General features: G+C 67.5%; 21 protein-coding genes and 1 other RNA gene. 14 read left to right on the forward strand and 8 right to left on the reverse strand.

Going from position 1 to position 22,604, the window contains the following annotated elements; translation table 11 throughout:
- Positions 1 to 7: 7 nt before the first annotated feature.
- Positions 8 to 1,165 (forward strand): geranylgeranyl reductase family protein, encoded by a 1,158-nt coding sequence (locus ACHZD8_RS04930; protein WP_394769044.1) that lies wholly within the window; start codon positions 8 to 10, stop codon positions 1,163 to 1,165.
- A gap of 7 nt (positions 1,166 to 1,172) precedes the next feature.
- Here the strand turns inward: ACHZD8_RS04930 and ACHZD8_RS04935 are convergent, their stop codons facing one another.
- Positions 1,173 to 2,621 carry a hypothetical protein gene (locus ACHZD8_RS04935; protein ID WP_394769046.1) on the reverse strand — a complete coding sequence of 483 codons (1,449 nt, stop codon included), beginning with the start codon at positions 2,619 to 2,621 and terminating at the stop codon, positions 1,173 to 1,175.
- A gap of 51 nt (positions 2,622 to 2,672) precedes the next feature.
- Here ACHZD8_RS04935 and ACHZD8_RS04940 point away from each other — a divergent pair, with 51 nt between their 5' ends.
- Positions 2,673 to 3,122 (forward strand): hypothetical protein, encoded by a 450-nt coding sequence (locus tag ACHZD8_RS04940; protein WP_394769047.1) that lies wholly within the window; start codon positions 2,673 to 2,675, stop codon positions 3,120 to 3,122.
- Here the strand turns inward: ACHZD8_RS04940 and ACHZD8_RS04945 are convergent.
- The gene (locus ACHZD8_RS04945; protein WP_394769048.1) at positions 3,086 to 3,325 is read right to left on the reverse strand and encodes a hypothetical protein; all 240 of its coding nucleotides are present in this window, start codon (positions 3,323 to 3,325) and stop codon (positions 3,086 to 3,088) included. The genes ACHZD8_RS04940 and ACHZD8_RS04945 overlap by 37 nt on opposite strands.
- Before the next feature lie 277 nt (positions 3,326 to 3,602).
- Between ACHZD8_RS04945 and ACHZD8_RS04950 the strand changes: the two genes are divergently transcribed.
- Positions 3,603 to 4,199 carry a J domain-containing protein gene (locus ACHZD8_RS04950; RefSeq protein WP_394769049.1) on the forward strand — a complete coding sequence of 199 codons (597 nt, stop codon included), beginning with the start codon at positions 3,603 to 3,605 and terminating at the stop codon, positions 4,197 to 4,199.
- 303 nt (positions 4,200 to 4,502) lie between these two features.
- Here ACHZD8_RS04950 and ACHZD8_RS04955 read toward each other — a convergent pair whose 3' ends face one another.
- Positions 4,503 to 5,744: an MFS transporter gene (locus tag ACHZD8_RS04955; RefSeq protein ID WP_394769050.1), complete on the reverse strand. Its 1,242-nt coding sequence runs from the start codon at positions 5,742 to 5,744 to the stop codon at positions 4,503 to 4,505.
- Positions 5,745 to 5,814: 70 nt separating this feature from the next.
- On the opposite strand from ACHZD8_RS04955, the gene prfB reads away from it, so the two are divergent.
- On the forward strand, positions 5,815 to 6,924 hold the full coding sequence (gene prfB / locus ACHZD8_RS04960) for a peptide chain release factor 2 (protein ID WP_394769051.1): 1,110 nt from the start codon (positions 5,815 to 5,817) through the stop codon (positions 6,922 to 6,924).
- On the opposite strand, the gene ACHZD8_RS04965 is transcribed toward prfB, so the two are convergent.
- The 3 genes from ACHZD8_RS04965 to ACHZD8_RS04975 are packed head-to-tail and all read right to left on the reverse strand — an operon-like array spanning position 6,921 to position 10,059.
- Positions 6,921 to 7,844: a carbohydrate ABC transporter permease gene (locus tag ACHZD8_RS04965; protein WP_394769052.1), complete on the reverse strand. Its 924-nt coding sequence runs from the start codon at positions 7,842 to 7,844 to the stop codon at positions 6,921 to 6,923. The two genes, prfB and ACHZD8_RS04965, sit on opposite strands and share 4 nt — an antisense overlap.
- On the reverse strand, positions 7,841 to 8,770 hold the full coding sequence (locus tag ACHZD8_RS04970; RefSeq protein ID WP_394769053.1) for a carbohydrate ABC transporter permease: 930 nt from the start codon (positions 8,768 to 8,770) through the stop codon (positions 7,841 to 7,843). Before ACHZD8_RS04970 ends, ACHZD8_RS04965 begins: the two co-directional genes overlap by 4 nt.
- On the reverse strand, positions 8,767 to 10,059 hold the full coding sequence (locus ACHZD8_RS04975) for an extracellular solute-binding protein (RefSeq protein ID WP_394769054.1): 1,293 nt from the start codon (positions 10,057 to 10,059) through the stop codon (positions 8,767 to 8,769). Before ACHZD8_RS04975 ends, ACHZD8_RS04970 begins: the two co-directional genes overlap by 4 nt.
- A gap of 217 nt (positions 10,060 to 10,276) precedes the next feature.
- Between ACHZD8_RS04975 and ACHZD8_RS04980 the strand changes: the two genes are divergently transcribed.
- Together ACHZD8_RS04980 and ACHZD8_RS04985 are read left to right on the forward strand one after the other, a co-directional pair.
- Positions 10,277 to 12,268 (forward strand): aldo/keto reductase, encoded by a 1,992-nt coding sequence (locus tag ACHZD8_RS04980; RefSeq protein ID WP_394769055.1) that lies wholly within the window; start codon positions 10,277 to 10,279, stop codon positions 12,266 to 12,268.
- A gap of 39 nt (positions 12,269 to 12,307) precedes the next feature.
- Positions 12,308 to 13,312, forward strand: a complete 1,005-nt coding sequence (locus ACHZD8_RS04985) for a LacI family DNA-binding transcriptional regulator (RefSeq protein ID WP_394769056.1) — start codon at positions 12,308 to 12,310, stop codon at positions 13,310 to 13,312.
- 39 nt (positions 13,313 to 13,351) lie between these two features.
- Here the strand turns inward: ACHZD8_RS04985 and ACHZD8_RS04990 are convergent, their stop codons facing one another.
- The gene (locus tag ACHZD8_RS04990; protein WP_394769057.1) at positions 13,352 to 14,362 is read right to left on the reverse strand and encodes a LacI family DNA-binding transcriptional regulator; all 1,011 of its coding nucleotides are present in this window, start codon (positions 14,360 to 14,362) and stop codon (positions 13,352 to 13,354) included.
- 93 nt (positions 14,363 to 14,455) lie between these two features.
- On the reverse strand, positions 14,456 to 15,700 hold the full coding sequence (locus ACHZD8_RS04995; RefSeq protein WP_394769058.1) for a Gfo/Idh/MocA family protein: 1,245 nt from the start codon (positions 15,698 to 15,700) through the stop codon (positions 14,456 to 14,458).
- 224 nt (positions 15,701 to 15,924) lie between these two features.
- Here ACHZD8_RS04995 and ACHZD8_RS05000 point away from each other — a divergent pair, with 224 nt between their 5' ends.
- From ACHZD8_RS05000 to ACHZD8_RS05035, 8 genes are all read left to right on the forward strand, one after another.
- On the forward strand, positions 15,925 to 17,187 hold the full coding sequence (locus ACHZD8_RS05000; RefSeq protein ID WP_394769059.1) for an ABC transporter substrate-binding protein: 1,263 nt from the start codon (positions 15,925 to 15,927) through the stop codon (positions 17,185 to 17,187).
- A gap of 25 nt (positions 17,188 to 17,212) precedes the next feature.
- Entirely contained in the window at positions 17,213 to 18,160 is a 948-nt protein-coding gene (locus tag ACHZD8_RS05005) for a carbohydrate ABC transporter permease (protein ID WP_394769060.1), read from the forward strand.
- Positions 18,157 to 18,996: a carbohydrate ABC transporter permease gene (locus tag ACHZD8_RS05010; protein ID WP_394769061.1), complete on the forward strand. Its 840-nt coding sequence runs from the start codon at positions 18,157 to 18,159 to the stop codon at positions 18,994 to 18,996. Before ACHZD8_RS05005 ends, ACHZD8_RS05010 begins: the two co-directional genes overlap by 4 nt.
- 126 nt (positions 18,997 to 19,122) lie before the next feature.
- Positions 19,123 to 19,893 (forward strand): cell division ATP-binding protein FtsE, encoded by a 771-nt coding sequence (gene ftsE, locus ACHZD8_RS05015; protein WP_331899835.1) that lies wholly within the window; start codon positions 19,123 to 19,125, stop codon positions 19,891 to 19,893.
- Entirely contained in the window at positions 19,890 to 20,804 is a 915-nt protein-coding gene (gene ftsX, locus ACHZD8_RS05020; protein WP_147782904.1) for a permease-like cell division protein FtsX, read from the forward strand. The genes ftsE and ftsX overlap by 4 nt, the downstream gene beginning before the upstream one ends.
- An 87-nt stretch (positions 20,805 to 20,891) precedes the next feature.
- Complete coding sequence (gene smpB / locus ACHZD8_RS05025) at positions 20,892 to 21,368, forward strand: SsrA-binding protein SmpB (RefSeq protein WP_147782905.1); 477 nt, start codon at positions 20,892 to 20,894, stop codon at positions 21,366 to 21,368.
- 173 nt (positions 21,369 to 21,541) lie between these two features.
- Positions 21,542 to 21,918: a transfer-messenger RNA gene (gene ssrA, locus ACHZD8_RS05030) on the forward strand.
- An 82-nt stretch (positions 21,919 to 22,000) separates the two neighbouring features.
- Positions 22,001 to 22,597, forward strand: a complete 597-nt coding sequence (locus ACHZD8_RS05035; RefSeq protein ID WP_394769063.1) for a hypothetical protein — start codon at positions 22,001 to 22,003, stop codon at positions 22,595 to 22,597.
- Positions 22,598 to 22,604: the final 7 nt, after the last annotated feature.

Consider the following 22,604-nt stretch of genomic DNA (forward strand, 5'->3'; position numbering starts at 1 on the left):
GACGCAAATGTTCAGCGAGCAGACCCTCTGGGATGTGGTCGTCGTGGGAGCCGGGCCGGCCGGCTCCACGGCGGCGCGTGTCGCGGCCGAGGGCGGGGCATCCGTGCTGCTCGTCGACCGCGCACGGTTCCCCCGCTACAAGACCTGCGGCGGCGGCCTGATCGGCATCTCGCTCGAGCACGTTCCGCCGTCGGTGCTCGCCACCGTGGAGCAGCGGGCGAGCACGGTGCGGTTCTCGCGGCGCGGTGGAGCCGCGCGGTCCATCCGGTCGGGTCGGCAGTTCCTCGCCCTGGTGCAGCGGGAACGGTTCGACGCGGCCCTCGTGCAGGCCGCGGTTGCGGCCGGCGTCACCTTCGCCGAGGGCGTCACGGTGCGCTCGATCGCCGAGGATGCGGGTGGTGAGGTGCTCGTCTCGACCGACGAGGGCGGTATCCGGGCACGCACGGTGATCGGCGCCGACGGCACGAGTGGCCGCTGCGGCCGGTACGTGGGGGTGGTCGCGGGCGGAATCGACCTCGCGCTCGAGCTGGAGATCGCCCGCCCGGCGAATGGCGCGACCTTCGACGACCGCGTCTTCCTGGACTGGGGCGGGAACCCGGGCAGCTACGCCTGGATGTTCCCCAAACGGGATGTGCTCACGGTGGGGGTGATCCAGGCGAAGGGCTCGCCGGACGCCACGCGCGACTACCTGAGGGAGTGGGTGGAGCGGCTGGGGCTGCAGCACGACGAGGTGGTGCGGTCGTCCGGGCATCTCACCCAGTGGCGCACTCCGCGCTCCCCGCTGCGGCGCGGAAACGTGATCGTGGCCGGGGATGCCGCCGGCCTGCTCGACCCGTGGACGAGGGAGGGCATCTCCTACGCCCTCCGCTCCGGCGAGTGGGCGGGGGAGGCGGCGGCGCGCGCCGCCCACGCCGACGAGACGGGCCGGGCGGCGGCCCTCGACTCGTACCTGGCGCGGGTCGACGCCGGGCTGGCGGCCGACATCGCGGCGGGCCTCAGGCTCCTGCGAATCTTCGAGAGGCATCCGGGGCTCGTCCACTCCTTCCTCGCGTTCTCGGTCCTCGGCGGGCGCCTGTTCGTGAGCGTCTGCACCGGAGCGAAGACCCTCTCCGGCATCGTCGGCGCGAGGGCGATGCGCACGGCGCTCGCCCTGCTGCGGCTCTGACTGCCGGCTACCGAGGCGGTTGCTGAACCTGCCTCTCGCGACCGAACTCCACGTACAGGTACTCGGCGGCGTTGCTCGACGTCTCGGGACTCGCTATCACGGCGTAACCGAAGGCGCTGAAGAATCGGGTGTCCGGCTGCGCGAGGCGCACGTGCACGAAGTCTCCCCAGCGCGAGATCGGCTTCTGCTTCGGCGTGCCGTCGGGGTTGAGAACTGGCTTGCCCTTGGCATCGAGCACCGGCACCAGTGTCTGGGCGGTGAGCACGCTCTCCTTGCCGAACCACACGACGAAGTCACCCAGAATGCCGACGGCGTGGCTCGCGTAGTCGCTCCCGCCTCCCCAGGCGAGCGAGATCCCCACCTCGTTGTCGGAATTGGTGGTGAGGCAGGGGTACGCGAATGCCGTCTTCGCGTTCCAGACCTGGGTCTGCTCGATCAGGGAGTAGTTGTTGCCGATGTCGAACTTGGCGATCTGGATGTGAGCCTGCGGAAACGAGAATCCGCCGTGCCCGCCATCCCCGCTGCCCGCGCTCCAGGCGAACCAGAGCTGGTTGTTGACCCGCGTCGACCCGATGATGCGATGGTCGGCGCTGATCCAGTCGCCGAAGTCGGGCGCGGCGGAGGTGATGTCGGCCGTCATCGGCCAGTTCGACACGTCCCGGTCCCGCCAGAAGTAGTCGGCGTCGTCGCCCTTCGACGAGTAGACCCGCATCCGGCTGTTGCTCATGTGGGCCGCCCAGTAGTTCTTCGGCCCGATGTTCTGGGTGGGGGAACCGAAGGTGAAGTTCTTCTCCTGGATGAAGGCGAAGTAGAACGAGAGACTGCGCCCGGCCACCAGGTCGGCCAGGGGGAGCTCGAAGAAGAGCTTGCCCTGGAAGGTGTCGCCGGGGGGAGTGGCGGTGCCGTCGAAGGCGAAGGTGTTCGTGTTGGCGTACAGGTACCTGTCTCCGTAGCTCACATCCGGAAAGTCCATCCAGGTGCTGCCGAGCCCGAAGGTGTCCGAGCTGAAATGCCACTGGCGCCGCCACGCGAGCTTGCCGCCCTTGTACTTCTTAAGGTCGGCCGGGCTGGCCAGCGCGATCTTCACCACGTTCTTTTCGTTGTTCGCCCCCGACTTGCCCTTGAACGCCTGCACGTAGAGCACGAAGCAGTCGATCGACGGCACGTAGTGCACAACCTGGTCGCACCCCCAGCCGCCGTAGTCCTTCTCCTCGGCGAAGAGGTCGGTGAAGGCGAGATCGGAGAAGGTCTGGCCGCCGTCCACCGACAGCTTCAGCCAGAGATTTCCCGACATGATCACGACGTCGCCCGACTTGGCCCCGCTCATGTCGGGCGGCCACCACGAGGTCGACACCCCGGAGTCGGTGAAGTGCCGGAAGGTGACGGGCTCCTGCGTGCCTGCGCCCGAAGGTCCGTTGCGATAGTCCCGCACCTCGGGGGTTGCCGGGGATGGCACGATCCGCCCGACGAAGGGACCGCGCTGAAGGGGCGGAAAATACTCCCCCTCGTGCGGGATCTTGGTGATCAGCTCCCAGCGCGGGTGTTCTTCCTCGAACGGCAGGGGTTCGGCGTGCCCGAGGGACTTGCGCGAATACCCGTCGCGTCCGTCACCGTCGTTGCCGCCATCTTCCCGGATGCCATGCTGCCCACCGGGATCGCGCCGGCAATCACCGTGGTCGTGGTCGTGGTGACAGTCGTGGTCGTGGTGACAGTCGTGAGCGTGGTGGCACTCGTGGTGGTTATCGTGGCCGCGGTGCCCGCACTCGCCGCAACAGCAGGAGTGCGCCCGCTCGAGGCGGTCCAACCGGTCCTGCATCAGCGCCTCGGCCGGATGCGCGGCACGGTAGAGCTCCAGCAATTGCGCGAGCGTGCGGCGCGTCTCGTCCTGCAGATGCTCGAGCCGCTCGATGTCCCTGTCGGTCATGATGCCCTCCTCGCGGCCCTGCGCCACTCGTAGCCCGCGCCGGCGAGCAGCGCGACCGCGACCGCCGCGGACACGGCGACGATGAGCCACTCGAGCGCCCCGCTGCCCTTGTCCGGATCCATTCGGAAGGCGATTTCGATCCACTCCTTCCAGAGCAGGGTCACGGCGAGCAGGCCAATGCTTACCGTGGCGGCGATGATCTCAAGCCAGAACCTTCTTCGCGGATTCCGCGTCATTTCGCTGTCCCGTCGGTCACTTCGAACGCGCGACATGTCGGCTGCGCCGGCAGAGCGGCCGCGTCGATAAGTCGGGCGCGCAGGGTATCGGGTGTCGACGTCGCCGTCGGCTGCGGTTCGTGGCCGTTCGGTCGGATCCGCACGGTGTTCGCGCTCAAAGTACACCCATCGATCGCCGGTCGGCAACCGTTTTCTCGGGCGGTTGCGCGGGGTGCGAGTGTCGCGAGCGGTGCCCGTGGGCTGCCGAAATGTGCCCGGTTGGACGTACAGTCGTTCAATGGATGTGGCCGATGCCTTCGAGGTGCTGGGGGTGGGCGTCGATGCCTCGCCGGCCGAGATCGAGACCGCGTTCAAGCGGCGTGCACGGGACTCGCATCCCGACCGGTTGACGGGCGCCTCGGCGGCCGAGACGGCCGCGGCCGCGTCAGAGTTCATCAGGATCACCGCCGCCCGCGACCTGCTCCTGCGGTTTGCGGCCGAGCGCGGACGGGACGATGCGCGGCCGACGCCGTTCGTCTACACCTCGGGCTCTGCGGCCGGGCTGGTGCGGCGACAGGGGCGGGTCGTGGTGATCTGGGCCGCGCTGCTCGTGGTCGCGAGTGTGTTCTGCTTTCTCGGCGGCACCATCCCGCGGTCGCCCTGGAACCTGCTGCTTCTGGTTCCGCTCAACGTCTTCGCCATCGCGTTCGCGCGCACCGGCCGTCGGGCCTACCTGGCGGGGACCGTGCTCTGGGCCGCGGCCAACGCCCTCGTCGCGGTGATCATCGTGTCGTTCGGCTCCCTGGTCGCGCTCGAGATCCTGCTGCCGCCGGTGATCGCCCTCATCGTGATCGGTCGGGGGCGCGCTCGACGGCAGGAGCGGCGGCTGGGCTAGCTGTCACTCCCTCGCCCCTTGGCGGGCGTTGTGCAGGACGGCTCGGGCGTCCACGGGCGTCCACTCCGCAGACTCCAGTTGTGCAGGACGGCTCGTGCAGGACGGCTCGGACGGAGAGCGAGGACTTCAGGTGCAGAACCGACGGGAGCGTCCTGCAGACCGGGACCGTTCGGGTCGCCACACTCCTGCCGAGTCCTGCATAAGCCGTCCTGCACAACCAGAGTCTGTGCGGTCGGCCGCCAGGACTCGCGGCCCCGTCCTGCAGAACGCGGCCCGACAGACGCGGTCGGGACGACTAGCTGGTCAGCGGCGGTGCGGGGCGAACCGCGGCACGTAGCGCAACAGGATGCCGGCCCCGATGAGCCCGACCACCCCCATCACTCCGCTCGCGACGGCGATCGACGCGGCGGCCACGATGGCCGAGACGGCGAGCGGGGCGGCGGCGCTGCCGGCGTCGCCGGTGAATCGCCACGCGCCGAGGAAGGGGGCGGGGTCGCGCGGGTCGGCCAGGTCGGCGCCGAGGGTCATCAGGATCCCGCTGCCCACGCCGTTGGCGAGCGACATGAAGATGGCCGCGGCGATGAACCAGGCCACCGCGCCGGGCACGTCGTGGGTGAAGGCGAGGATCAGGTGCCCGATGCCGAGACCGATCATCGACGGCAGGGCGCTCCAGAGCCGGCCCCAGCGGTCCATGATCTGGCCGCTCGCGTAGAACAGGGCGAAGTCCACGGCGCCCGCCGCGCCGATGATGAGGGCGGTCTGGGCATCCGGAATCCCGATGCTCACCGCCCACAGCGGCAGGATCACCTGCCGGCTCGCCCGCATGGCCCCGATCAGGGCGGCGCCGGTGCCGAGCCGCGCCAGCACCGCGCGGCTGTTCCAGATGCTGCGGAACAGGCCGTGGGCCTCGTCGGCCACGAGCTTTTCGCCCTCGCGCATCACGGCCGGCGCGCGACTGACGGCGAGCTGCTCCGCCGGATCCCTCAGCACGAGGAGCAGGATCGCCGCCGTCGCGCAGCCCACGATGTGCACCCAGAATACCGACTGCGTGCTGCCGGTGAAGTGGATGACCGCCGCGCTGATGAACGGACCGACGAAGAAGCCGAGTCGGAAGGTGCCGCCGAGCGTGGAGAGGGCGCGGGCGCGGTAGGCGCGCGGCACGAAGCTCGTCATGAACGCGTGTCTGGCCAGGGCGAACACCGCGGTGGACAGGCCGATCGCGAGGATCCCCACGCCGAGAACCCACGGGTTCGGGGCCAGCAAGGCGGTGACGAGGCCGACGATGGAGAGCAGCGCCGCGTAGATCATGGCGGTGCGTTCGCCGATGCGGGAGACGATCCAGCCGCTCGGGATGTCGCCGAAGAGTTCGCCGAGCATGATCATCGAGGCGATCAGGCCGGCGACCGCGAGCGAGGCGCCAAGACTGTTCGCCACCACCGGGATGATCGGGATGATCGCGCCCTCGCCGAGCGAGAAGGCGAGCGTCGGAAGGATGGCGGGTAGGGCTATCGAGCGGAAGCTGAAGTCCTGCTCGGCGGTGCCCATCTCTCTCGATGCTACCCGCGGTCGGAGCGCAGGAGGGGACACCCGACGGGGCCGGTAGGCTGGTGGGGACATGGACGAGCTCGATTTTTCTGAACAGATCGCCGCGCTTCGCTCGACCTTTGCGGACATCCGCTCTGTTGTCGGGGTCGACAAGCTCACGGCGGAGATCGCGGACCTCAGCGAACAGGCTGGCGTGCCCGACCTGTGGGACGACACCGAGAAGGCGCAGAAGATCACCTCGGCGCTCAGCCACAAGCAGGCGGAGCTCGCCAAGATCGTGAGCATCCAGTCGCGGCTCGACGACCTCGAGATCATGGTCGAGCTGGCCAACGAGGAGGCGGACGCCTCGGCCGCCGCCGACGCGCAGGCCGAGCTCACGAGCATCCAGAAGCTGCTCGGCGAGCTCGAGGTGCAGACCCTGCTGAACGGCGAGTTCGACTCCCGCGCCGCCGTCGTCACCATCCGCGCCGGTGCCGGGGGAGTGGACGCCTCGGACTTCGCCGAGATGCTCATGCGGATGTACCTGCGCTGGGCCGAGCAGCACAACTTTGCGGCCAAGGTTCTCGACACGAGCTACGCCGAGGAGGCGGGCATCAAGTCGACGACGATCGAGGTCGACGCGCCGTACGCCTTCGGCACCCTGAGCGTGGAGGCAGGCACGCACCGCCTCGTGCGGATGAGCCCGTTCAACTCGGCGGGCAAGCGGCAGACCAGCTTCGCCGCGGTCGAGGTGATCCCGCTGATCGAGCAGACCGACGTCGTGGAGGTGCCGGAGGGCGACATCCGGGTGGATGTCTTCCGCTCGAGCGGACCGGGCGGCCAGTCGGTGAACACCACGGACTCCGCGGTGCGGATCACCCACATCCCCACCGGCACCGTGGTGTCGATGCAGAACGAGAAGAGCCAGATCCAGAACCGCGCGGCGGCGATGCGGGTGCTGCAGTCCCGCCTGCTGCTGATCGAGCGCGAACGCGAGGCGGCCCAAAAGAAGGAGCTCGCCGGCGTGATCACCGCGAGCTGGGGCGACCAGATGCGCAGCTACGTGCTCGCGCCGTACCAGATGGTGAAGGACCTGCGCACCGACTACGAGGTGAACAACCCCTCCGCCGTGTTCGACGGCGACCTCGACGGGTTCATCAACGCCGGCATCAAGTGGCGCAAGCGCGACAAGAGCGACTAGCCCTTCACCGCCCCCGCCGCGATGTTGGCGATGAAGTGGCGTGAACCGATCAGGAAGACGCCGATGAGCGGCAGCACGCTGATCAGCGCGCCGGCCATCACCATGCCGTAGTCCGTGCCGTAGATGGAGCTCAGCTGCGCGAGGGCCACCTGCAGGGTCTGCCGCTTCGGGTCGACAAGCACGATGAGCGGCCAGACATAGTCGTTCCACGCGCCGATGAAGGTGAAGATGCCGAGGAAGGCCAGCCCGCCGCGCAGCATCGGAACGGCCACCAGGAAGTAGGTCCTGAAGAATCCGGCGCCGTCGATGCGGGCAGCCTCGACGAGTTCGTCGGGGATGGCTCCGGCCGCCAGCTGCCGCAGCAGGAAGATCCCGAACGCGTTGGCCGCCCCCGGAATGATCAGCGCCTGGAACGAGCCGATCCAGCCCAGCTGGCTCATCACCACGAAGTTGGGAACGAGGGAGAGCTGGGCGGGGATCATGAACGTGGCCAGCAGAATCGCGAACAGCGTTCGCCGGAACGGGAACTCGAACTTGGCGAAGGCGAAGGCCGCGAGCGAGTCGAAGAACATGACGAGCACCGTGCAGGACAGGGCCACGAACAGGGTGTTGCCGAGCGCCCCGAACAGGTCGATGCTGGCCAGCACGTGGCCGATGTTCTCGAACAGGTGGGTGCCGAAGATGAGCTTGGGCGGGAATCCGAAGATGTCGGAGGTGGTGTTGGTCGCCATCACGACGAGCCAGTAGAACGGGAAGATCGACAGGATGACGCCGACGATTATGGCGAGGTGGGTGACGATCCTGGCCACCCGGCCCTGCTTCAGCGCCCGGGCATCCCGCCTGGCCTGGGCATCGTCGATCGGGGGCGACGACTGCGGAGGGGTCTGAACCTGCGTCGGGTTGGTCTGCGTGGTCGTCATTTCGTGCGTCCCCACTTCTTGGTTCCGGTTCGTTCACTGACCAGCCGCCAATTGATCGCCGCGAACAGGGCGGCGATCACGAAGAGCGCCCAGCCGATCGCGGAGCCGTAGCCGAAGTCGAACTGGGTGAACGCCTGGTTGTACTGGTAGAGCACGATGGTCATGCCGGACTCGTTGGGGCCTCCGCTGTTGCCCAGCAGCACCTGCGGTTCGGTGAAGAGGCTGAGCCCGCCAATCGTGGAGGTGATCACGGTGAAGAGGATCACCGGCCGCAGCATCGGGATGGTCACCTGGGCGAAGATGCGGGCGGTGCCCGCGCCATCCATCTTGGCGGCGTCGTAGACGTCGGAGGAGATGGCCTGGAGCCCGGCCAGGAAGATTATCGCGTTGTAGCCGGTGAACCTCCAGATCACCATGACCGCGATCGTGGTCTTGATCCCCCAGTCGGAGGTGAGCCAGGGCACGGTGTCCAGGCTCAGGGCCTTGAGGGCGGAGTTCACGATTCCGAAGGTGTCCGAGAAGACCGAACCGAACACGAGGGCCATCGCCACCATGGAGGTGACGTTCGGCATGAAGTAGGCGACGCGGTAGAAGCCCTTGAAGCGGATGTTCTGGTGCAGCAGCACGGCGATCACGAGGGCGAAGAACAGCATCGGGATCGTGGACATGAACCAGATGATGAAGGTGTTCGAGACGGCGTTCCAGAACCGGGGATCGCTCAACAGGTACTGGAATTGGGCGAACCCCACCCACTTCATCGTGCCGATGCCGTCCCAGTCGTGCAGGGAGATGTAGAGCGAGAACACGATCGGGAAGAGCCCGAAGACCAGGAACAGGATGTAGAACGGCGAGATCGCCAGGTATTGCGGCCAATAGCGCCTGAGGGCGGACACCGGGCGGCGAGTCGTCAGCGGGGAGGTCGTCATGTCATCAGCCCCCTCTTCTCGAGCTGACGTATGCCCTGGGCCATGGCGTCGGCCCAGGCACGATCCGGATCCTTGCCCTGGGTCTCGACGTTCACGAGCTCCTTGAGCACCCCCTCCGAGACCTGGCTGTCGTAGGGGCTGATGAAGGTGATCGGCACCTCCTTCGCCGAATCCTGGAAGACCCCGAGCACGTCCTGTCCGCCGAAGAACTTGTCCGGCGCGCTGAGCTGCGGCGACTCGAACGCCTTCGGGGCCGAGGGAAAGAGCTGAACGTCCTTGTAGGTCTGGATCTGGGCCTCCGGCGAGGTGAGCCAGGTGATGAAGTCGAAGGCGGCCTTGGGGTCCTTGCAGCTCTTCGGGATGGCGAGGAACGAGCCGCCGCTGTTGCCGGGGGCGCCGGGTTGGTGGGCGACCGCCCACTTGCCGGAGCTGTTCGGGGCCGTGGCCTTGAGCACGGGACCCCACCAGACCGCCTCGATGTGGCTGGCGACCTTTCCATTCACCCAGGCGGAGTTCATCTCGGCCGGGGTCTGCACCTTCGCGGTGATCCCCGCCTGGGCCGCGGTGACCGCGACATCCCAGGCCCGGCGGATGGTGCCCTCCTGGTCCTGGAACAGGGCGCGACCGGCGGGGGAGAAGTAGCGTTCGGCGCTCGCGTTCACGATCTGGCTGTAGACGATGCTCGCGTTCGCGATCACGGACACCCCCGAGTTGCGCTTGAGCTTCTTCCCCGCGTCGAGCCACGCCGGCCAGGTGTCCGTGGAGGCGGCGACCTCCTCCGGATCGCGCGGGAGCGAGGCGGCGGCGAAGAGGTCGGTGCGGAAGAACTGCGCGGTCGGACCGGTGTCCATCGGCCAGAAGCACATCCGGTCTTTCGGCGTGACCCCGAACTGCCACTTCCAGGGCAGGTAGTCCGCCTTGTGCTCCTGGGCGCCCAACTCGTTCATGTCCACGAACTGGTCTTCCGAGGGAAAGTAGAGCGCGACGTTCGAATTCAACCCGGTGATGTCCGGCACGTAGGCCCGGCCGGCGAGACTCGTTCGGAGCTTCACGTCGAAGTCGCCGCCGATCATGTCGGTGCGCAGCCTCCGCGGCGTGCCGATGATGCTGCGCCGGGCCGAATCCAGGAGTTTCTCGCTGATCGAGCGATTCCAGTACCACAGCGTGAGGAGGTTCGGATCGGTGGAAATCGACTCCGTTCGGGAGCAACCCGCGAGCGCCCCCGTCGCCGCGAGCCCCGCGACGGCCATCGTTCCGGACATGAATCTGCGGCGGGACAAGTTGTCCATCCGGTTTCCCACTCTCATCATTGAGCATGCGTGAACGTTCACGAAAACGTAGCCGACTCTGTCAGGTTCCCGAATGGGTGTCAAGCATGCGCATGTCGGTGCCGCCCGCCCGCGGGCGTCGGCGGCCGCCCACCCGGGTCGCAAAGAACCATTTGACCTGCGGTGCACGGCTCGGTAACCTCGAGACTTCGTGAACGTTCACTACGCAGAGGGAAAAATGACTGCACACGCCCTGAACTGGGGAATCCTGGGGCCCGGAAACATCGCTCGCCGCTTCGCGGGCCAGCTCGCCGACAGCGCAACGGGGCGCCTCGTGGCCGTCGCCAGCCGTGACGCGGGCAAGGCCGAAGCGTTCGCCAGTCAATTCGGGGCCGAGCGAAGCTATTCGAGCTACGAGCAGCTGCTCGCCGACCCCGACGTCGACGCCGTGTACATCTCGCTCGTGCACACGCTGCACGCCGAGTGGACGGTGAAGGCGGCAAACGCCGGCAAGCACGTGCTCGTGGAGAAGCCGATCGCCGTCAACCATGGAACCGCAATGGTCGCTGCGGAGGCCGCGCGGCGCAACGGTGTCGTGCTTCTCGAGGCGTACATGTACCGGTTCCACCCCCAGATCGACACGCTGCTCGAGCTCGTCTCCGGCGGGGCGATCGGCCAAATCCAGCACATCGACGCGAGCTTCTCCTTCGACACCGGCGGCAGCGAGGGACGGCTGTTCGACGAGAGCCTCGCCGGCGGCGGAATCCTCGACGTCGGGGGCTACCCGGTCTCACTGGCCAGGCTCGTCGCCTCGGCGGCGCTCGGTCATCGCAGCGAGCCGGTCTCGCTCACCGCGCAGGGCGCCCTCGGCGACACGAACGTGGACGAGTGGGCCGCGGCGACCCTGCAGTTCGACTCCGGAATCAGTGCCCATGTGCGCACCGGGGTGCGCCTCGACGACGAGGAACGCGTGGTCGTCTACGGCTCGCACGGCACCATCCAGCTGCACACACCGTGGGTGGTCGACCCGTCGGCGAACCCGCGGATCACCGTGCGCCGGGTGGGCGAGCCGGTGCGGGTCATCGAGTGCCCGGCCGGGTCGCAGTACGCGGCGGAGGCCGACGCCGTCGCCGCGGCCGCGGCCGCCGGCACCGCGTCGTCCGACGTCCCGCGCATGACGATCGACGATTCGCTCGCCAACCTCCTCGTGCTCGACCAGTGGCGGGCCGCGATCGGCCTGCGCTACCCGTTCGAGCGCGACGACGCCACGACCAGCACGGTGAGCGGCGAGCCCCTCGCGGTGCGCGCGAATGCCATGGTCTACGGCAGGATCCCGGGCATCGACAAGGACGTGTCGCGACTCGTGATGGGGTGCGACAACCAGCAGAACCTGGCGCACGCCTCCGCGATGTTCGACGACTTCACGGAGCGCGGCGGCAACGCCTTCGACACGGGATACATCTACGGCGGAGGCCTGCAGGAGCGTCTGCTCGGCCAGTGGATCTCGAACCGGGGACTGCGCGAGCAGACCGTGGTGATCGCCAAGGGCGCCCACACTCCGCACTGCGACCCGGAATCGATTACCCGCCAGCTCACCGAGAGCCTCGAGCGGCTGCAGACCGACTACGTTGACATCTACCTCATGCACCGGGACAACGAAGATATTCCGGTCGGGGAATTCGTCGACGTGCTCGACGAGCATGCGCGGGCCGGCCGCATCCGCTCCTTCGGCGGGTCGAATTGGAGCCTCGCGAGATTCGACGAGGCCAACGCGTATGCCGAGGCGAACGGCAAGCAGCACTTCGGCATCCTGAGCAACCACTTCGGGCTCGCGGAGGCGTACGACGTGCCGTGGGATGGCTGCCGGCACGCCACCGACGACGCCTCGAAGGCCTGGCTCAGGCAGACCCAGACGCCGCTGTTCCCGTGGTCGTCGCAGGCCAGGGGGTTCTTCACGGGCAGGGCTCGGCCGGATGACCTCTCCGACCCGGAGCTCGTGCGCTGCTACTACGGCGACGGCAACTTCGAGCGCCTCCGTCGGGCCGAACAGCTCGGCGCCGAGCTCGGCGTGATGGCGACGGCGGTGGCGCTGGCCTACGTGCTGCACCAGCCGTTCCCGACCTTCCCCCTCTTCGGGCCTCGCTCGATCTCCGAGACGCGCACCTCCATGGCCGGGCTGAGTATCGAACTGACGGATGACCAGGTGCGGTGGCTGGACCTGGCCGGCTGAGGGGCGGCGGCCGCCGGGCCGACTGCTAGGGTGCAGAACATGAAGCCGGAACGGTCGCGAGCGAAGCCCGCGACGATCCTGGATGTGGCGAGCGAGGCCGGCGTCTCGCGCCAAACCGTCACCCGCGCCATGAACAACATGTCGGGCATCAACCCCGCGACGAAGCAGCGGGTGCTCGAGGTGGCGAGGGCACTCAAGTACCGCCCGAGCCGGTTCGCCCGGGGACTGGTCGTCCCGCATCCGCTCACCATGGGGCTGCTGCTCGATGACATGACCAACCCGTTCTACTCCGAGTTGGCGGCCAGCGTGGTGTCGTCGGCGGCGGAGTCGGGCTGGAACGTGATCTTCGCCGACACCGCCCATGGCGTCGCCGGGCCGCGCCCGATCCTCGAGTCGCTCGCCATGCAGGTCGACGCCGTAATCGGCTACCTTCGGGTGGGCCCAGACGAGCTCGACGAGATCTTCGGCGACCTGCCGGTCGTCGTGCTCGAGAAGGCTCCGGAGCCGGGGGACCGGTCGGTGATCACCTTCGACTTCGAGCCCGGTCTGCGCTCCGGCATCGCGCACCTGCTCGACGCCGGCCGGCGGCACATCGCGATGCTCGACGCCGGCAGCGGCCACGAGCCGTCCGACCGCGGCGAGCTGTTCGAGAAGATCATGGTCGAGCGCGGCCTCGAGCCGATCCGCATCGCGGGTGGTCCCACCATTGCCGACGGTGTCGGCGTCATGCGGCGACTGCTCGAGTCGAGGCCCGAGGTCGATGCGGTGATCGCGTTCAACGACCTGGTCGCGATGGGGGCCATGAAGGAGCTCCATCGCGTGGGGGTCGAGATCCCGGGCCGCTGTGCGGTCCTCGGCATCGACGGCCTGTCGATCGGCGAGATCGTCACGCCGGAGCTGTCCAGCCTGGCCCTCGACCTCCGCGCCGTCGGGCGGCTCGCGGTCGAACTGGCTGTGGGGATGCACGCGGGCGAGCTCCCGATGACGGGACCCGAGGTGCAGCGCACGGTGAGCCACACGCTCCTGCTGCGCGCCACCGCCTGAGCGCCCGGTTCGAGGCCCGGCGCCGAGAGACGGACCGGCTCAGACCGGCATGCCGCATCCGCAGCTCTGCCGCACGATGAGGTTGGTGGGGTAGCGGCTGAAGGCGTCGGATGCCGTGGGGGCGACGAGCCGCTCGACCGCCTCCTCCGCCATCTCCGCCACGGGCTGCTGCACCGTGGTGAGGGCGGGCCAGGTGTACTCGGCCTCTGGCGATCCGTCGAAGGAGACGACGGCGATCTCGTCGGGAATGGCGATCCCCGCCTCGTGGAGGGCGCGGAGCACGCCGACGGCCTGGAAGTCCGAGCTCACGAAGATGGCGGTCGGGCGGTTGTCGTCGGCGATCAGCTGCTGGCCAGCGGCGTATCCCCCCTCCCGGGAGAAGGCGGCGGCCGCTGCGGGTCCTGCCGTGAGCCCGGCGGCGGTGAGGGCATCCCGCCAGCCGCGTTCCCTCACGTCCGGTGGCCCCATCTCGCCCACGTACCCGATGGTGGTGTGTCCGTGCCCGATGAGGTGGTTGACGCCCAGGCGGGCACCCTCGTAGAGGTCGGGTCCGACCGACGGCACGCCGTCGACGGCCGTGAATTGGTTGATCAGCACGGTGCGGATGCCGCACTCGCTGATCGCGGCCAGGGTCGGCATCGTCACCTGGGCGGCCACGATCATCCCGTCGACCTGCCGCAGGGCGAGCTCCCGGATGCTGCTGGCGACATCGTGGCCGGGGCCGTCGAAGTTCACCACGATGAGGGCATAGCCGTGCGCGGTCGCGGTGTGCTCGAGAACGCGGCCGAGCTCCACGAAGAACGGGTTTCCGGAGTCCGGAACCACGACACCGAACATCTTCGTGTGACCGATCTTGAGCGCCCGGGCCGCGGCATTCGGGCGGTAGCCGAGCACACGGATCGCCTCTTGCACCCGAGCGCGGGTGGCGGGGGCCACCGCGCGGGGGCCGGCGTTCACGGTGTAGCTCACGACGGCGGGGCTCACCCCGGCGTAACGAGCGACATCGGCCCGCGTCGCCCGTCTGGCGGGGGCGGCGTCAACCGTGTCCATTGCGGCCCGACCTTTCTCGGTGCGCCTGGGTGCCAGGGTGCTCGAACATGACCGCGCGGGGCGGCGTGGAACCGATGATATATCGCCGGTCGATCAGCGCGCCGATGCCGGCTCCGCTCCCGCGCTGACCGCGACCGGGAGCGACTCGGGAGCGTCGCCGAAATCGTCGATCGGCAGGCGGGCGCCGCCGTTGAGCGCTGACTCGTGGGCGACGATTCCCGGGAGCGTGAATCGCGCGGCCACCCAGGCGTTCACCGGCGGCAGCGATCCGTTGACCACCGCGGTGACGAAGTCGTCGGCGAGGAAGTGGTGGCTTCCCTCGTGCCCGTCCGGTGCGCCGATGTACGAGTCGGGGAGGCGAGACGAGTCGTGGACCTCGGCGTGGCCGGAGATGAACGAGGTGCGAAGCTCGGGGGCGACGTGCGCCAGGATCTCGTCGTCGGGCGACATCGTCTCGGCGGTGGCGAGAAGGGTCGAGACGTCTTCGACGCCGTCCTTGGTCTGCCAGACCGAGACCTCGGCGAGCTGCTCGAAGCTGCCCTCGGTGCCGAAGAAGCGGAATCGGGACTCGCGGATGTGGGACGGGTAGCCGACCCGGCGCATCTCGTTGATGCGCATCGATCCGCCGCCGTCCAGTTCGAACAGGGCGGTCGCATTGGAGAAGTCATTGTCGAACATGCTCGTCTCGCGATCGAACACGCCGTCCCCGCGCTGGTCCCGCACACCGATGCAGCTCACGCTGACCGCGTGCGTCGGCAGGGCGCCGAGAACGCCGCCGATGGAATGCGTGGGGTAGAGCATGGGCGGATAGCTCGCCGTGCGCTTCCACTCCGCGCCCCCGCTGTACTCGTACGCGGCGTAGAAGCCCAGGTCCATGTCGTGAACGTAGTCACCCTCCGCGTAGAAGACCCGGCCGAAGGCGCCGGAGGCGAGTTTCTTGCGAGCGAAGACGGTCGCCGGGTTGTAGTAGCTCGTCTCGCCCATCATGTAGGTGAGCCCGGTCTCGCGCACCGCGTCGATGATGGCGGCGATCTCGTCGCGGGAGATCGCCATCGGCACCGCCGAATAGACGTGCTTGCCCGCGCGGAGGGCGGCGAGAACCAGCGCGCCATGCGTCCAGCGCTGGGTGAAGATGGCGACCGCGTCGACATCCGAGGCCAACATCGCCTCGAAGTCGGGAAACGTCCCGTCCAGCCCCTGCAGCTCGTCGAGCTCGCTTGCCCGCTCGGGCAGGAGGTCCGTGACGTGGACGCGGGAGACCCCGGGATGCAGCTTGAACAGCTTCGTGAACTGGCCGGCGAACTGACCGGCGCCCACGACGCCAATGGAGATCGACATGGTGTGACCCTTTCTGGAGATAGCTCACAGTTGCACAGGAAATCTACACGCGTCAACACCCTGTTTGGGCGCCAGGTGTCCAGTCAATGAAACGAGTGCGGCGATCCTTGCGCTTGACTAGTGACTCGTGTAGCTTTTCGCGAAGGTCCAGCAGGCGACTGCCCGGCCGCGGCTGGCCCGACGGCGAAACGAAGCAAATTTCACATCCCAATGGAGGAATGTCAATGAGATCGCGATCGCTGTTCGTCGTCGCCGGTGCGACTGCCCTCGTTCTCGCGCTGGTCGGGTGCGGCTCAGCGCCCGGGTCGAGCCAGCCGAAGTCCACCCTGGAGTTCCAGACCGGGCAGTCGGTGGACTCCGTGTTCCTCAAGCAGCTCACGACCATCACGAAGAAGTTCGAATCGGCGAACCCGGGAATCACCGTTGATCTCAGGCCATCGACCTCCAGCTACGAATCGGACATCAAGGTGCGCCTCGCCTCGGGCAACGTGCCGGACATCTGGTGGACGCACGGCTGGTCTCTGCTGCGGTACAGCAAGTTCCTCGTTCCGCTGCAGAACGAGGCCTGGGCGAAGGACTTCAACCCGGCCCTCGCCCCGGCGATGAAGAACGCCAGTGGACAGTTTTTCGCCTTCCCGGTGGACACGGATGTCGCGGGCATCATCTACAACAAGGACGTGCTCGCGGCCTCGGGCGTCTCGGTCGCCGGCCTCACCACCTGGGATGCCTTCGGCGCGGCGGCCGAGAAGATCGCCGCCACCGGCATCGCGCCGATCACCGTCTCCGGCAAGGCCAACGGGCCGGCCGGCAACCTCGCCGACTGGATCGCCTCCGGGGCGTACTCGAAGTCGGAGCTCGCCAAGTTGTCCGGCGGCACCTTCGTCGACGCCCCGTACACCCACGTGCTCGACCTGATCGCGGCGTGGAAGAAGGAGTCGCTGTTCAACCCCGACTACGTCTCCGCGACATCCGACGACATGTCTCGTGCCCTGGCGACCGGCAAGGCCGCGTTCGCGTTCAGCCAGAACACCACGGCCGGCGATGCGCTCCAGTACAACCCCAAGGCCAACCTGGGCTACTTCCCCGTGCCCTCGCTCACCGGCGGCAAGCCGTACCTGATCGGCGGGGAGATGAACGCGTTCGGGATCTCGAAGACCTCGAAGCACCTCAAGGATGCGAAGGCATTCATCGCCTACCTGGCCAAGCCGGCCAACGCCACGGTTCTCGCGAAGGCCGCTGGCTCCATCCCGGGGCTGACGAATGTGACGCCCGACCTCGGAGCGCTGCAGGCCAGCTATGACTCGGTCGTGAAGCCGGGCAAATACCCACTCGTGCCATACTTCGACCGGGTCTACCTGCCCAACGGCATGTGGAACACCATGGTGACGACCGCGGACTCGGTGGTGACGGGCGGCAAGGCGAACGTCGCCGCGGGGGTTTCCACTATGTCGAAGGACTTCGCCAGACTGGATGCCCAGACCAAGTAGCCGCGAAGGCCGACCGGGAGCGCGCATGACTCAGGCCTCGACGCGGGGCACCGCCCTGGCGGCCGCGCCCGCCCGGGTCGCGCCGAGGAGGGTGCGACCGCGGGTGCGGGGCGGCGGACTCATCAACCTGCTCTACCTGCCGGCGGTGCTGTTGTTCGCCGTCTTCACGGTCTATCCGCTGCTCAGCGGAGTCGGCTTCTCCTTCACCGACTGGGACGGCTACAGCCCGGACAGGGCCTTCGTCGCGCTGCAGAACTACCTGCGGCTCTTCCAGGACGCCACCTTCAGGCTCGTTCTGCTCAACACCTTCGGGTATGGGATCGGCAGCACCGTGCTGCAGCAGCTGCTCGGGCTCGCGCTCGCGGTGGCCCTCGACCGGCCATTCCGCGGCCGATCCGCCGCGCGGGCCATCATCTACCTGCCGGTGCTCGTCTCGCCCGTGATCATGGGCACGATGTACTACCTGCTCTTCCAGTACAACCAGGGGGCGTTCAACGACATCGTCGTGTTCTTCGGCGGGGCGCGCGTGGCGTGGCTGAGCGACCAGTCGGCGGCGGTCGCCATCATCGTGGTGGTCAACTCCCTGCAGTTCGTGGGCATCTCGATGATCATCTATCTCGCCGGCCTGCAGGCGATCCCCACCAGCTACTACGAGGCCGCGATGCTCGACGGTGCAGGGTCGTGGCAGCGGTTCACCGCGATCACCCTTCCCCTGCTGCAGCCGGCCTTCGCGACGAGCATCGTGCTCAACCTGATCGGCGGGCTCAAGCTCTTCGACGTGATCAAGGTCATGACGGGCGGCGGCCCCGGCTACACCACCAACTCGGTGTCGACGCTGATTGGAGTCACCTACTTCGAGAACCAGAGCGCCGGGTACGCCTCGGCGATGGGGATCGTGCTCTTCATCATCATCGCCGTCTTCACCCTCGCGCTCAATGCCCTTCTCAATCGCCGACGACTGGAGCAGCAGTGAGCGGCGCTCGCACGGCGGGCCGGCGCACCGGCAGGATCGCGATCGGCGCGGCGCTCCTCGCGGTGATCCTGCTGCAGCTGCTGCCCTTCTACGTCGCCCTGACCACGGCGCTCAAGACCAGGACGGACCTCTCCTCGCAGTGGCTGCTCCCGATCGGCGACCTGTTCTGGGGCAACTTCGACACCGCCATCCGGGACGGCGGCATACTCCGGGCAATCGGCAACAGCGCGGTCGTCACCGTCGTCGCCACCGCCATCGTCTGCGTTCTCGGCGCGCTCGCCGCCTACCCCCTCGCCCGTCGGCGGACGACGCTCAACAAGGCGGTGCTGCTCGCGATCATCGGCCTGATCATGATTCCGCCGCTGAGCATCCTGGTTCCGCTGTATTCGATGCTCAACCGCTTGGGGGCGATCAACACCTACTGGGGCATCATCCTGGTGATGGCGACGACCCAGCTTCCGCTCGCGATCTTCCTCTACTCCTCCTTCATGCGATCGCTGCCGATCGCGGTGGAGGAGGCGGCGGTGATGGATGGGGCCAACCTGCTCCAGGTGCTCTTCCTGGTGATCTTCCCGATGCTCAAGCCCGTCACCGCCACGGTGGTGATCCTCGCCGGCGTCGCGATCTGGAACGACTACGCGCTGTCGGTCTACGTGCTGACCGACCCGCAGGTGAAGACCATCGCGCCGGCGATCGGCGCCTTCTTCTCCACCCAGTCCAGCAACCTCGGGGCGGCCGCCGCCGCGTCGCTGATGGGCTTCCTTCCGGTGCTGGTGGCCTATCTGTTCCTGCAGCGCTACTTCATTCGCGGGATCGTGGCGGGGTCGGAGCGCTGACGGGCGGCTCGGCAGCCGCACCTCGCACCTCGCGAGGAGTCTCGCCGGTCGAGAAACCTGAGAGTCCGGGCATCCGGCCTGTCGCTGTGCTCAGGATGCCTCGGCCGAACCTAGAGTCGGAGGGTCATGATTCGGTTTGATCAGGTAACCAAGCTCTACAAGGGCAACGCGCGGCCGGCGCTCAATGCGGTGACGCTTGAGATATTACGCGGTGAGTTCGTGTTCCTCGTTGGGGCGTCCGGCAGCGGCAAGTCGAGCTTTCTGCGACTCGTGCTCAAGGAGGAGAGCCCCTCGAAGGGCCAGATCCATGTGCTCGGCCAGAACCTCGGCGGGCTCACGAGCCGCAAGGTGCCGTTCTTCCGGCGCAACCTCGGTGTCGTCTTCCAGGACTTCCGGCTGCTGCCGCAGAAGAACGTGTTCGACAACGTGGCCTTCTCGCTTCAGGTGATCGGCAAGTCCCGCGGCTTCATCCAGGAGGCCGTGCCAGACGTGCTCAAGATGGTCGGTCTCGCCGGCAAGACCAATCGGCTCCCGCACGAGCTCTCGGGCGGCGAGCAGCAGCGCGTCGCGATCGCGCGCGCCATCGTCAACAAGCCGGCCATCCTGCTCGCCGACGAGCCGACGGGAAACCTCGACCCCTCCACGAGCGCGGGCATCATGACTCTGCTCGAGCGGATCAGCCAGAGCGGCACCACCGTGATCATGGCCACCCACGACGCGGGAATCGTCGATCAGATGCAGCGCCGGGTGATCGAACTGGTGAGCGGCCAGATCGTGCGCGACGAACGCCAGGGCGGCTACCAGACCCAGACGATTCCGCTCCAGGGCTTCGGCCCGTCGTCCATGCCGCGCCAGAATCTCGGCATTGCCGGCCAGGCCGAGGAGGCGATCCGATGAGGTTCGGCCTGATCATGTCGGAGGTCGGACACGGACTGCGACGCAACTTCTCGATGGTCGTGTCCGTGGTTCTCGTCACCTTCATCTCCCTCACCTTCGTGGGGGCGGCGATCCTGCTCCAGTTCCAGATCGGCCAGATGAAGGGCTACTGGTACGACCGGGCCCAGGTGGCCGTCTACATGTGCACGAGCCTGTCGACCGACGGCAACTGCAAGCTCGCCGAGGCGACGAAGGACCAGAAGGCGCTGGTCGAGGCGCAGCTCAAGTCGCCCGCCATCGCCGGCCTGATCAAGAGGGTCGACTTCGAGAACCACGACCAAGTCTACGCCGAGTACAAGGCGCAGTTCGGCGACACCACCGGCTCGGACTTCGTGACGCCTGCCTTCCTGCCGGAGACCTTCTGGATCAACCTCAAGGACCCTCAGCAGGCCGACGTGATCGTGGAGAGCGTGTCTGACCTGCCCGGGGTCGAACAGGTGAAGGACCAACGCAAGTACCTCGATCCGATCTTCACCGCGCTCAACGCCGCGAGCTTCACCGCCGTCGGCGTCGCCGCGCTGATGCTCGTCGCCGCCGTGCTGCTCATCGCCACGACCATCCGCCTGTCGGCGTTCTCCCGGCGCCGCGAGCTGGGGATCATGCGGCTGGTCGGAGCATCGAACCGGTTCATCCAGACGCCGTTCATTCTCGAGGGGGTGATCGCCGCGCTCATCGGATCGGTTCTCGCGAGCGCGGCCGTCGTCGCGATCGTGAAGTTCTTCGTGCAGGGCTACCTCGGCGGCCAGGCCCAGGACACCCCGTTCATCGGGATGTCCGACGCCCTGATCGTGGTGCCGATCCTGCTCGTGGTGGGCGCTGTGCTTGCCGCGTCGTCGGCGAGCTTCGCGATCGGCCGGTACCTGAAGGTCTAGAACCCGTCCGCGGTGGAGCGCGGTGGGAAGCTCAGGTTAGACTGATGGGCTGCTCACGACGTGTGGGCCGGACAACAGGAGTGAATCGTGCCCAGGGAACGTGGCCAGAAGGTTGTGGCCACCAATCGTAAAGCCCGCCACGACTACACCATCGAGGACACCTTCGAGGCCGGACTGGTCTTGACGGGAACCGAGGTGAAGTCGCTGCGGGCCGGCAGGGCGTCCCTCGTCGACGGCTACGGGTTCATCGAGAACGGCGAGGCCTGGCTCGACGCCGTGCACATCCCCGAGTTCAACCAGGGGTCGTGGAACAATCATCCGCCCCGCCGCAAGCGCAAGATGCTGTTGCACAAGGCCCAGATCCTCAAGATCCACAACAAGGTGAAGGAGGGCGGGTACACGCTCGTCCCCCTGTCGATCTACTTCAGCGACGGCAATGCCAAGGTGGAGCTCGCCGTGGCCAAGGGCAAGAAGGAGTACGACAAGCGCCAGGCGTTGCGGGAGCGCCAGGACAACCGCGAGGCCGATCGGGCGATGTCCGCCCGGCGCCACCTGGGGGACTGACCGGGCCCCGATCCGGCGTCGGTGGCGACCGCTCGCTTCCGCGCCCGATCCGGCGTAGGATAGAGGGCTGCCTCGGTAGCGAAGCCAGCGCCCGCGAGGGTGCTGATTGACAAGTCAACAGTGCGCGATAACGACCGCCTCCAGCAGAGAATTCGGCTGCCCGGGGTGAGCATGGGGATGATCGGTTTCGACATTGCCTGCGCAAGTGTGAGAAGCGGGTCGAGGATGCAGGGTTAACTCGTTAACGATCTCTGCAAACAATAAGTGCGAAAACAAACCGCGCTGACTTCGCTCTTGCTGCATAAGCAAAAGCACTAAATGAAGTCCGTCAGACCGGCGACGCTCTCTAACCGGATCCTGGCGCAATTTAGAGGGATTGCTGCTGTGTTACGCCTTCGGGGCACAGCGGGACTTTTACCAGGGCTGGGCTCGTCGGATTGGATGCCAGTGGCAAATTCCGGAGCCGAGTAGAACGCTTTCACTGGCTACACCCGTAGAAGGCACATGACCACAGCAGTGGACGGGGGTTCAATTCCCCCCATCTCCACCATGGTCGTTATCGCGCACCGTTGACCACCTTCCGTCGGCGATCGCATTCGGCTACGCGCACGTGGAGAGCGGGACATCGACCGATGGCCAGGAAACGCGAACGGCGATCTGCGCCGGCCCGACCGTACGTGCCGGTGCCCCGCGCCGAGCCCATCACGGTCGAGCACGCGGTCGAGGAGGCCATGCTCATCGCCCGTTCGGCCCTCACGATGGAGGTCAAGAACCGCATAATCGTCGGTGCCCTTCGTGACGACCTGGCGTTCGACCCGGCCGAGACGGCCGGACTGGTGAAGAGCGAGCTCGCCGTGCTGTCCCGGGAACAGGCGGGCTACGCGAGGCGCATGAACCGGCTCGCGGTCGCCGTGTCCGGGGCGAGGGGATCGTCGATCCGCGACCACGACTACGGCCCGCGCGACTACCGGGTGCTCACCCACCGGGGCAAGATCTACGCTGCCCTCTCCGAGGAGCTCGAGCGACTCGTGGGGGACGAGGCGTTCGTGGACGACGTGGTGGAGACCGCCAGGGCCCAGGCCTGGGCGGAACTGGGCAGGACCATCGTGAGCCGGCTCGAGCGCACCTTCGGGGCACACCGGGACCCGGACTATGCCATCGACCGCATCGACCGGATGCGGTCGCTCGTGGAGGTCGACCTCGCCGCCCTGGACCGCAAGTCGCACTAGCCCCGGC

Origin of the sequence: Lacisediminihabitans sp., assembly GCF_043726815.1 — a bacterium.
Classification (GTDB): Bacteria; Actinomycetota; Actinomycetes; order Actinomycetales; family Microbacteriaceae; genus Lacisediminihabitans.